Genomic DNA, 10,099 nt, shown 5'->3' on the forward strand with positions numbered 1-10,099 from the left:
TGTCTTTTATTTAGTCTTTGGCGCGTAAGGCCGTTTGTGCCCGCGCGACCAAGGCTTCAAACATCAAGCCTGCGTTGTATGGGTGCTCGGAGGTTCGGGCCGCATCCATCAAGTCTTTGGACCATTGGGTGAGCGAGTTGATCGTGCCCGCAGCGGGCAAATCAGCCAGCACGAAAAAGCGTGGCTCAGCACCCGTACGCACGGCCAACAGATCGTGGCAAAGCTTTTGCAACATGGCAATGGCTTGTGAAGGTGTGGCGTCTGACACCGAGCCCACATCGCCGCGCAGCACCGCTTTGGGTAATCCCGCCCAAATGGCAGCTTTCAGGCCAGCGTTGGCTAGGTCTAGCGCGTCTTCTGGGCGACCTCCGGCGGCACGCAACAGCACGGCAGCATCTACGGCGGGCACGCCTTGCGTTTGCAACCAACTCGAGGCTTCGGCCTCAGTGGGCCAGACCATGGTGTGGGTTTGACAACGGCTACGGATGGTGGGCAATAACTGGTGCGCTGCTTCGCTGGCCAGCACAAAGCGGCATTCACCTGGGGGTTCTTCGAGTGTTTTGAGGATGGTGTTGGCTGTCACATGGTTCATACGCTCGGCGGGGTACACAAATACCACTTTGGTCGAGCCGCCTGAGCGGGTTTGTTGGCTAAAGGCCACCATGTCGCGTGCAGCTTCCACACGAATTTCTTTGCTGGGCTTGCGTTTTTTCTCGTCGAGATCTTTTTGGGTTTTCTCGTCGAGCGGCCAGCTCAATGCCAATGCCAAGGTTTCTGGCATGAGGGTGCATAAGTCGGCATGGGTGCGCACGTCCACAGCGTGGCAACTGCGGCATTGGTAACAAGCGCCCTGCTTGGTGGGTGCTTCGCACAACCAAGCACGCGCCAACTCTAAGCCAAGTGTGTATTGGCCGAGGCCTGACGGTCCTTGGAGTAGCCACGCGTGGCCCCGTCGCTCGAGCAGTGTGGTGAGCTGGCCTTGCAGCCAAGGGTTCAGGACGGGCCTAGTTTGTGACACGGTATCGCTCATACGGGGCTAGGGTTCAACCAACCGCGTTGCACAAAGTGCTGGTGGAGTTGTTGCCACACGGCTTCACGGGGTTGAGCCGCGTCTAGGCGCACAAAGCGCTGTGCGTCGGCATGGGCGCGAGCCGCATAGCCGTCTGATACTTTTTGGAAAAACGCGATGGGTTGCGCCTCAAAGCGGTCAGGTACACGCGCACTGGCTAGGCGCAGGGCTGCGATGGCTGGGTCAAGCTCAAACCACACCGTCACATCGGGTTGACGCAAACCATGCGAATTGGCTTGCACCCAAGTTTCGAGTTGTTGCAGCACACCTAAGTCAAAACCACGGCCACTGCCTTGGTATGCAAAGGTGGCGTCGGTGAAACGGTCGCACAGCACCACATCACCACGCGCCAAAGCAGGTTCAATCACGTTTTGTAGGTGGTCGCGGCGAGCCGCAAAGATAAGGAGTGCTTCGGTCAGCGCATCCATCGCATCGTGCAGCACCATCTCGCGTAGCTTCTCCGCCAGCGGCGTGCCGCCGGGTTCGCGGGTGAGTGTGACTTGGCGGCCCTGAGCTTTGAACGCAGCGGCTAGGCCATCGATGTGCGTGGACTTGCCCGCGCCGTCGATGCCCTCAAAACTGATGAACAGACCTGTTTTTGTCATAGCCTTCTATTTTGCCTGCTCACTGCCCTGCCCTACAGCGCTTACACCCAAGCCAGACGGGCGACGTTGGTACCGATTCACGGCAGCGTTGTGCTCCTCCAGCGTAGCGCTGAAGTAGCTTGTGCCATCGCCTTTGGCCACAAAGTAAAGCGCGTTGCTGGGCGCAGGCTGCACGGCTGCTTTGAGCGCGTTGCGCCCAGGCATGGCGATAGGCGTAGGGGGCAGGCCTTTGCGGGTGTAGGTGTTCCACGGGTGGTCGGTGCGCAGATCGGCGCGGCGCAGATTGCCATCAAAGTTGTCAAACAGGCCGTAAATCACCGTCGGGTCGGTTTGCAGCGCCATGCCCGCTGCTAAACGGTTGTGAAACACACGGCTGATGGTGGTGCGGTCGCTCTCGCGGCCAGTTTCTTTCTCAACGATACTGGCCAAAATGAGTGCCTCATCCATGGTTTTGATTTGAATGTCTGATTGGCGTTGACCCCATGCGGCCGCCAGTTGCTTGGTCATAGCTTTGGCTGCACGCTCCATCACATGCAACTCAGAGCTGCCTTTGCCATAGGTGTAGGTGTCGGGGAAAAACCGGCCTTCAGGGGCCACGCCCAGCATACCTAGCTTGGCCATCAGCACTTCATCACTGAGGTCTTGCGTATCGTGCTTGAGACCTTCAGCCTTAGCCAGTGACGCACGAAATTGGCGAAACGTCCAACCGTCAATCAAGCTGATCGCTTTGAGGCTTTCTTCGCCACGGGTGAGCTTGCGCAACAAGTCAAAGGGCGTGTTGCCTTGGCTCAGCTCGTAGCTGCCCGCGCGCAGTTTGCGCGACTGACCACTGGCGCGCAAAAACGCATACAGCACCAGTGGTTGCACGCGCACACCCGAATCGGCCACAGCTTGGGCAATGCCGCGCACAGGGGTTTGAGGCTCAATCGACACATCCACGGTAGATGTGGGCAGCGACAAAGGTGTCAACGCCCACCAGCCAGAAGCCGCCACCAGCAAAAGGGCCAGACTCAGCCCTGTCCAAAAGATTCGCTTGATGAGCCGCATCACAACCCTTGTGTCCAATCACGTTAATCAAGCAGGCATGATAATTCACCCCATGCCTCTGACTACTTTTTCTCCTGCCATGCCCTTGAACGGCATCGCGCTCCTGCCCCACCTCGGCTTGATTCAAGTTGCGGGTGCAGACGCCGCTAGTTTTTTACATAACCAACTCACCAACGATGTGCTGTTGATGAAAGAGGGGCAATGCCGCTTGGCCGCGTTTTGCAATGCCAAAGGCCGTATGCAAGCGAGCTTTGTGGTTTACAAACGCAGCGCGGAAGAAGTAATGCTGATTTGCCGCAAAGACTTGATCGCTCAAACCGTCAAACGCCTGTCCATGTTTGTGCTGCGCGCCAAGGCCAAACTGAGCGATGTCAGCGCTGAGTTTCAGTTGCTGGGTCTGGCAGGTGATGCGGTGACACAAGCTGTGAGCACCGCAGAGACGACCGCCTTGTCTATCGACGCTTGGCAACGTTACGCCGTAGGTGTTGTCGATGTACTCACCCTCTACCCTGCCTTGGGCCAAGCACGCGCTTTCTGGCTGGCACCCAAAGAAGTGACGCCTCCCACAGGTACCGCACTCAGTGCCGAGTTGTGGCAAGTGGGCGAAGTGATGAGCGGGATTGCATGGGTCGAGTCAGCCACCTTCGAAGCCTTCGTGCCGCAAATGCTCAATTACGAATCGGTCGATGGTGTGAACTTTAAAAAAGGCTGCTACCCCGGACAAGAAGTGGTGGCACGCAGCCAGTTCCGCGGCACCTTGAAACGTCGTGCCTTCATCGTGCAGAGCGCATCGCCCATGAAGGCGGGCCAAGAAATATTCTCCTGTGTGGATGCCACCCAGCCCTGCGGCTTGGTGGCGCAGGCAGCGACGGATGGCGTGAATCATGTCGCAGTGGTCGAGCTGCAACTCAGCGCTACGGAAAACAGCAGCTTGCATTTGGGTGTGGCAGATGGCCCAGCGGTCAACCTACTGCCACTGCCTTATGCGTTGCGCGACGACATTTGAGACGTCGTACGCGATGCCCCACATAACTTAAAAGCGCAGACCCGCCTTCAAACCGACGGTTGAGTTTTTTCCAGTACGGTCATACTCGGCTGAGAGATTGGCCAACAAAATGTTCCAGCTCAAACCCACAAATGACTTGCTCTGTGTAAAACTTTCATCGCTCTTGCCTGTGGCACTGGCGCTTGAGTAAACCGTACCCACACCTGCGTAAGGCGTGAAACCCACAAAGCCCTTGGAAATCAACACATCAAGCCCCGTGTTGTTGAGATCCATCCCTGACACACCGCCCATATGGCTGTGACTGCCACGCACAGCAATCGCAGGACTGATGGCGTTGCCTTGCAGCAAAGCGTATGTCACATGCACGCCAGCCACTGACACATGGGTCGAAGGCACTTTGGACACAAAGCCGCCCACATCCCAACCACCGGACAAGCCTTTGCTGACCGATAACTTGGTTTGCATCACGTTCGTCTCACTGCTCCCAGAAGCCTTGGCCCAAGCTGAGCTGTCTTGAATTTTGGTCGTGGCGGTTGAGGCACTGATGTCAAAACCTGTGAGACCCAAGGGCGCCGCGGCAGTCATGGCTTTGGTGCTTGTCACAGCGGCCAAGTCTTTGCTCAGTCCCAAAAACTCAGTTTGGTTGATAGCGCTGACATGGCTCAAGTCACCCGCAGTGGCATGCACGCTGAACGACATTGCGCTGACGATGGCCAAAGTCGCAGGTAAAAAACGTTGTGCGGTTTTCATAACAGGATGTTTCTTAGAGTTTTAACTAACAGTTATTTTCACATGGTTGCAGGTGCTGCTAAACCAAGCTCAGACGCATCTCTATGTGAGCAATCCCCAGCTCCTCAAACGGCTCGCCCATCACGGTAAAACCGTGTGTTGCATAAAAACTTTCTGCCGTGCGTTGCGCACTCAGGCGCACTTCTTTGAAGCCTTGCTTGCGGGCTTCTCGCAACAACGCTTGCAACAGACGCGCACCACAGCCATGCCCCCGCACTTCGCGCAACACGGCCATGCGCCCTACCTTGGCCACCTGACCCAAGGGCCGCAACAACCGCGCATTGCCTACGGGTTTGCCTCGCTCATCGAACAGCACGGCATGCAACGCCGTCGCATCATCCGCATCCCATTCATCCTCGGGGGCAATGCCTTGCTCATGCACAAACACAGCCGTGCGCACCGCTTGGGCAGCGTTTTGCATCACAGACCATTCGCCAATTTCGATATAAGTCATCGCGCTTGGCTCACAACCCAAATGCGTGTCTCAACGCGCGTGCTGCATCCGCATGTGCTGTCAACGCTTCGGGAATAACACGCCCCATTTGGATGAAGCTGTGCACCACGCCTTTGTAAATCTCCAGGTCTACCGGTACACCGCTCAAGCGCAGATGGTCGGCATAGGCCCCGCCCTCATCCACCAGTGGATCGCATTCGGCCAAGCCTAGCCATGCTGGGGCAACGCCCGTCACATCGGCCAACATGGGCGAAAAGCGTGGATTTTGGCGGTCTTCAAGGTCAGGTACATAGTGGCCATAAAAGTATTCGATGCTGGTTTTTTCCAGCAAAAAACCTTTCTCAAACGTGTGCGCCGACGCCAAATACTCGGGTGAGCAACCGGGGTAGAACATGAGTTGCAGCTTCAAGTCAATGCCCGCATCACGCGCTGCAATGGCAGTCGATGCGGTCAAAGTGCCCCCTGCACTGTCACCGCCAATGGCGATGCGTGTAGCGTCTAGCCCGAGGCTGGCGGCGTTGACCGCCAACCATTGCAGGGCATCGAACGCGTCGTTGTGTGCGGTGGGGAATGTGTGCTTTGGGGCCAAGCGATAGTCCAGCGACACCACCGCACAGTGCGCCAGGTGGGCCAAGTGTTTGCACAAAGCTTCGTGCGTTTCAGGGCTACCGACGGTGAAACCGCCGCCATGAAAGTACAGCAACACGGGCAAATGAGGTGACGCATGTTCGGCCCACAGCTTGGCGCGCAAGGTTGCACCGTCGCGGGCAGGAATGTGGAGTGTGTCGTCACGCACCATTTTGTGTGCGTTCACCTCCAACACGCCTGCGCCGAGTGCGAAGGCTTGCTTGGCTTGCTCAGGCGTCAACAAGGCGATGGGCGGGCGCCCTGCTTTGGCTATCGCGTGCAGCACGTCACGCATGGCGAGGGTGAGCAGGCTTTGCGGGTTACGTCGGTGAGTCATCCAAGGGCCTCGTAAGTGGTCAGCACCACATCGGCGGCTTCTTGACGAAGCGGAATCAATGCTTGATATGCCGCCGAGTTATGCCAGCGATCAGCATCGGTCAGCGAGGGAAAACGAATCACCACGATGTCGGCATGCGGGCAGTCGCCCGAGAGTGCCCTCACCTGATCACCACGAAACACCAGCTCACCGTGCCACGGCACCAAAGTGGCCAGGACTTGGCCTCGGTACTCAGCCCATTTCGTGGGGTTCTTCACGGTCATTTGACCGACGACATAAGCTTGACGCATGGTGACTCCTTACAGACGATGCACGGCTGCCATATACGGGTTGGCCAACCATTGCGAAAACTCTTCTGCCAACTGCTCACTCGCACCCGCAGCAGCTTGCCACACCTTCACCCGTCCCTCAAAGTCTGAGGCATAGGTCACAAAGTCACTGCGGTCTGGCAGCTTGCCATTGGGTAAGGTTTTGACCCACTCGGGGTTGGGGGCCAAGACGATGGTGTTGTCTAAAAAAGCGGTGGACTTATGCCGCCACTTCAGCGCTTTGTCGAGCCAGCCAGGTACCACGGCTTGTTGAATGTGTGGGTACAGCACCAGCCCCTTGTAGTTGAGGTGCAGGTGGTAGTCGGTGATACCGCCATCCCAATACGCGCCCGTCGGGGCGTCGGGTATGTCGTGCACTGCTTGCAGCACAAATGGGATGGCGCAACTGGCTTGCAGCGCGGCCATGAAGTTGCGCTCGTTCAGCGCCATGTGCTGGGTGGCAAAGTCGCTGGTATCGAATGGCAGATTGCCTCGCGTAGAAAACATCACGCGCTCCAGCCACGCACCCATGGCTTTGCGCTGCACAACGTTGCACACATATGCACCTGCATAGCCCAAGGGCGTGAGCAGCGGATGCTCATGGTTCAAGATGTGTTTGCCACGCGAGGCCACCACATGCAGGCGGTAGCGGGGGTGGTTCAGCACTTCAGCCACATGGCCGCCGTAAAACGTTTGCAAGGTTTGGCTGAATGCCTCACTTACCTGTTTGGCACTGGGACGCTTTTGGCCTTCGGGTACTTTGTAGTCTTGATGGATGTAGTCGTGCGACAGGCGATCAAAGCCTTGCACGGGGTTATCCAAACACGCCGTGGTCATGCGCCACGCACCGATGGATGCGCCCACCAAGTCGATGGGCTGCGTGCTTTTCGGCAACCACTCACCAAACAAAAAGCGGTCGATTGGCCCAAGGATCAAGCCCTTGGGTCCACCCGCTGCACCAGGTATGACAGCGATGTGTTCAGGCTTCAAACCATTGGCCTCGATGTGGGCCAAGGCTTTGGGGCCAGCGTAGATGTGCAGGGCTTTCAACGCATGGCCTCGTGTTTACTTTTTTAAACCCTGCAACTTAGCAAACGCACTCGCCATCGCCGACTCCGCCGCTGCCTGCGGCGGTGCGGTGTAGCCACTGCTGTAGCCGCCACCACCACCTGCTCCACCACGCTGGCGATTATCACGCCCCGCGTGTTCAAAGCGGTTGTCGCGTGGGCCGTCTTTACGAGCAGGCGCAGCGTCTAGCTTCATGGTCAGGCTGATGCGTTTGCGGGCCACGTCCACTTCCAACACTTTCACCTTGATGATGTCGCCCGTCTTCACCACTTCGCGGGCATCGGTGATGAACTTGTTGCTGAGTTGGCTCACATGAATCAGGCCGTCTTGGTGCACGCCCAAATCCACAAACGCGCCAAAGGCAGCCACGTTGCTGACCGTGCCTTCGAGCACCATGTCCACCTTCAGGTCTTTGATGTCTTCCACGCCGTCTTGCAGCTTGGCCACTTTGAAGTCGGGGCGCGGGTCGCGGCCTGGCTTTTCGAGTTCGCTCAAGATGTCTTTGACGGTGATGACCCCCACGGTGTCATTGGCAAACAGCTCGGGCTTCAAGGTTTTGAGCATGTCGGCGCGGCCCATCAGCTCGGCCACGGGCTTGCCCGTTTGCGCCATGATGCGCTCGACCACGGGGTAGGTTTCGGGGTGAACCGCTGTCATATCTAGCGGGTTGTCACCACCGCGGATGCGCAAGAAGCCTGCGCTTTGCTCAAACGTCTTGGCGCCAAGCCCCGTGACCTTGAGCAACTGTTGGCGGTTGGCAAACGCACCGTTGGCTTCGCGCCAACGCACCACGGTTTTGGCGGTGGTGGTGGAGAGGCCCGACACGCGGGTGAGCAACGGCACGCTGGCGGTGTTGAGGTCCACACCCACTTTGTTCACGCAATCTTCCACCACGGCCTCCAAGGTGCGGGCGAGTTCGCTTTGGTTCACATCATGTTGGTACTGGCCCACGCCGATGGATTTGGGGTCAATCTTCACCAGCTCGGCCAAGGGGTCTTGCAAGCGGCGCGCAATGCTGGCCGCGCCGCGTAGGCTCACATCCACATCTGGCATTTCATTGCTGGCGTATTCACTGGCGCTGTAGACCGATGCACCGGCTTCACTCACCACCACTTTGTCGATGACTTTGGACGCGTCATGTTTGGCCATGAGCTTGATCAACTCGCCCGCTAGTTTATCGGTCTCACGGCTGGCGGTGCCGTTGCCAATGGCAATCAGGTTCACGCCGTGCTTCTCGGCCAGTTTAGCCAAGGTGTAGAGCGAGCCGTCCCAGTCTTTGCGCGGCTCGTGTGGGTACACGGTGGCGGTTTCCACCAGCTTGCCCGTGGCGTCGACCACAGCCACTTTCACGCCCGTGCGAATGCCTGGGTCGAGGCCCATCACCACGCGCGGGCCGGCGGGTGCGGCTAGCAGCAGGTCGCGCAGGTTGTCGGCAAACACTTTGATGGCGACCTTCTCGGCTTCTTCGCGCAAGCGGGTGAATAAGTCGCGCTCGGTGGAGAGGCTGAGCTTCACGCGCCACGTCCACGCCACGCATTTGCGAATCAGGTCGTCCCCTGCTCTGCCCAAATGGCTCCAGCCCAAGTGCAAAGCAATCTTGCCTTCGGCCAATGAGGGCGTAGTCGCCTTCGGCTGCGCTGGCATGCCCGCTTCGGACTTGGCATTGGCACTCGCCTGTGGCTCGGGCACGACCAGTTTGGCATCCAACATTTCCAGCGCGCGGCCACGGAACACGGCCAAGGCGCGATGCGATGGCACGCGACCAATGGGCTCGTCGTAATCAAAGTAGTCGCGAAACTTCGCCACATCGGGGTTGTTTTCGTCTTTGCCGGCAGCGAGCTTGCTGCGGAACAAGCCTTCGCTCCACAGCCACTCGCGCAAGCTTTGCACCAACGCAGCGTCTTCAGCCCAGCGCTCGCTCAACAAGTCGCGCACGCCATCGAGCACGGCAGCTACCGTCGTGAAATCGGCACCTTCGATTTTTTCGGCGGGCAGAATGAAGGCTTCGGCCTCTACATTGGGGTTCAGTGCGGGGTTGGCAAACAGTTGGTCGGCCAAGGGCTCCAAACCCGCTTCTTTGGCAATCATGCCCTTGGTGCGGCGCTTGGGCTTGAAGGGCAAGTAAATGTCTTCCAGCTCCTGTTTGGTCGGTGCGGCTTCGATGGCCGCTAATAACTCGGGCGTGAGTTTGCCTTGTTCTTGAATGCTCTTGATGACCGCAGCACGGCGGTCTTCCAACTCGCGCAGGTAGCTCAGGCGTGCTTCGAGTTCGCGCAATTGGATGTCGTCCAAACCGCCCGTGACCTCTTTGCGGTAACGGGCAATGAACGGTACGGTGGCCCCCCCGTCGAGCAGCTCAACGGCAGAGCGAACTTGTGCTTCGGAGATCTTGATTTCGTCCGCCAATTGGCGGGTAATTTTTTGCATGTTTTCAGTCGGTCAAATTCGTCAAAGCGGGCAATTTTGCCTGATTCGGCAGAGCCAAGCGCCAATTCAACTCCTTCACACAGCGCACTCAAACCAAAGCCCCGCGAGAGCGAGGCTTTGGTTATTTTTTCTTCTCGATCAAGCCCGTAAATCGGCCTTGAGTTTGGCGCCTACATCAGGGCGCGCTGCAAACCAAACCCAGAACCAGCGCCCGTCAAAACGGGGCGGATTCAAGGACGAAGTGCAACACGCTTTAACGAGGCATGGAATACCTCGTGAGGTGTCTTGAATCCTAGTCGCTTTCTGGGGCGGTGATTCAATCGGTTTTCAATCATAGTCAATTCCTCATCCGTCACGGTTTC

Annotated in this window: 10 protein-coding genes; 1 reads left to right on the plus strand and 9 read right to left on the minus strand. The window is 57.9% G+C overall.

The window, feature by feature from the left end:
• Window positions 1-10: 10 nt before the first annotated feature.
• Genes RMS03_RS08605 through mltG form a run of 3 tightly spaced genes read right to left on the minus strand, consistent with a single transcriptional unit; the run spans window position 11 to window position 2,721 of the window.
• Window positions 11-1,030 (minus strand): DNA polymerase III subunit delta', encoded by a 1,020-nt coding sequence (locus RMS03_RS08605; protein WP_310626661.1) that lies wholly within the window; start codon window positions 1,028-1,030, stop codon window positions 11-13.
• Window positions 1,027-1,674: a dTMP kinase gene (gene tmk / locus RMS03_RS08610; RefSeq protein ID WP_310626662.1), complete on the minus strand. Its 648-nt coding sequence runs from the start codon at window positions 1,672-1,674 to the stop codon at window positions 1,027-1,029. The genes RMS03_RS08605 and tmk overlap by 4 nt, the downstream gene beginning before the upstream one ends.
• 6 nt (window positions 1,675-1,680) lie before the next feature.
• Window positions 1,681-2,721: an endolytic transglycosylase MltG gene (gene mltG, locus RMS03_RS08615; RefSeq protein ID WP_310626663.1), complete on the minus strand. Its 1,041-nt coding sequence runs from the start codon at window positions 2,719-2,721 to the stop codon at window positions 1,681-1,683.
• Window positions 2,722-2,773: 52 nt separating this feature from the next.
• Here mltG and RMS03_RS08620 point away from each other — a divergent pair, with 52 nt between their 5' ends.
• Window positions 2,774-3,727, plus strand: coding sequence for a folate-binding protein (locus tag RMS03_RS08620; RefSeq protein ID WP_310626664.1), 954 nt, complete (start codon window positions 2,774-2,776; stop codon window positions 3,725-3,727).
• A 27-nt stretch (window positions 3,728-3,754) separates the two neighbouring features.
• On the opposite strand, the gene RMS03_RS08625 is transcribed toward RMS03_RS08620, so the two are convergent.
• The 6 genes from RMS03_RS08625 to RMS03_RS08650 are packed head-to-tail and all read right to left on the minus strand — an operon-like array spanning window position 3,755 to window position 9,737.
• The gene (locus RMS03_RS08625) at window positions 3,755-4,477 is read right to left on the minus strand and encodes a hypothetical protein (RefSeq protein WP_310626665.1); all 723 of its coding nucleotides are present in this window, start codon (window positions 4,475-4,477) and stop codon (window positions 3,755-3,757) included.
• A 58-nt stretch (window positions 4,478-4,535) separates the two neighbouring features.
• Window positions 4,536-4,970, minus strand: coding sequence for a GNAT family N-acetyltransferase (locus RMS03_RS08630; RefSeq protein WP_310626666.1), 435 nt, complete (start codon window positions 4,968-4,970; stop codon window positions 4,536-4,538).
• A gap of 10 nt (window positions 4,971-4,980) precedes the next feature.
• A complete protein-coding gene (locus RMS03_RS08635; RefSeq protein ID WP_310626667.1) occupies window positions 4,981-5,934 on the minus strand; it encodes an alpha/beta hydrolase in 954 nt (317 codons plus the stop codon).
• On the minus strand, window positions 5,931-6,224 hold the full coding sequence (locus tag RMS03_RS08640) for a DUF1330 domain-containing protein (RefSeq protein ID WP_310626668.1): 294 nt from the start codon (window positions 6,222-6,224) through the stop codon (window positions 5,931-5,933). Before RMS03_RS08640 ends, RMS03_RS08635 begins: the two co-directional genes overlap by 4 nt.
• 9 nt (window positions 6,225-6,233) lie before the next feature.
• A complete protein-coding gene (locus RMS03_RS08645) occupies window positions 6,234-7,292 on the minus strand; it encodes a phospholipase (RefSeq protein ID WP_310626669.1) in 1,059 nt (352 codons plus the stop codon).
• A 15-nt stretch (window positions 7,293-7,307) separates the two neighbouring features.
• Entirely contained in the window at window positions 7,308-9,737 is a 2,430-nt protein-coding gene (locus RMS03_RS08650) for a Tex family protein (protein WP_310626670.1), read from the minus strand.
• Window positions 9,738-10,099 lie beyond the last annotated feature (362 nt).

Source organism: Limnohabitans sp. (assembly GCF_031538885.1).
Taxonomy (GTDB): Bacteria; Pseudomonadota; Gammaproteobacteria; order Burkholderiales; family Burkholderiaceae_C; genus Limnohabitans.

Bases quoted from the DNA above. Each gene is read 5' to 3' on its own strand.
- RMS03_RS08630 (WP_310626666.1), bottom strand. From the start codon at position 4,970: ATGACTTATATCGAAATTGGCGAATGGTCTGTGATGCAAAACGCTGCC.
- RMS03_RS08605 (WP_310626661.1), bottom strand. From the start codon at position 1,030: ATGAGCGATACCGTGTCACAAACTAGGCCCGTCCTGAACCCTTGGCTG.
- mltG (WP_310626663.1), bottom strand. From the start codon at position 2,721: ATGCGGCTCATCAAGCGAATCTTTTGGACAGGGCTGAGTCTGGCCCTT.
- RMS03_RS08625 (WP_310626665.1), bottom strand. From the start codon at position 4,477: ATGAAAACCGCACAACGTTTTTTACCTGCGACTTTGGCCATCGTCAGC.
- tmk (WP_310626662.1), bottom strand. From the start codon at position 1,674: ATGACAAAAACAGGTCTGTTCATCAGTTTTGAGGGCATCGACGGCGCG.
- RMS03_RS08635 (WP_310626667.1), bottom strand. From the start codon at position 5,934: ATGACTCACCGACGTAACCCGCAAAGCCTGCTCACCCTCGCCATGCGT.
- RMS03_RS08620 (WP_310626664.1), top strand. From the start codon at position 2,774: ATGCCTCTGACTACTTTTTCTCCTGCCATGCCCTTGAACGGCATCGCG.
- RMS03_RS08640 (WP_310626668.1), bottom strand. From the start codon at position 6,224: ATGCGTCAAGCTTATGTCGTCGGTCAAATGACCGTGAAGAACCCCACG.
- RMS03_RS08650 (WP_310626670.1), bottom strand. From the start codon at position 9,737: ATGCAAAAAATTACCCGCCAATTGGCGGACGAAATCAAGATCTCCGAA.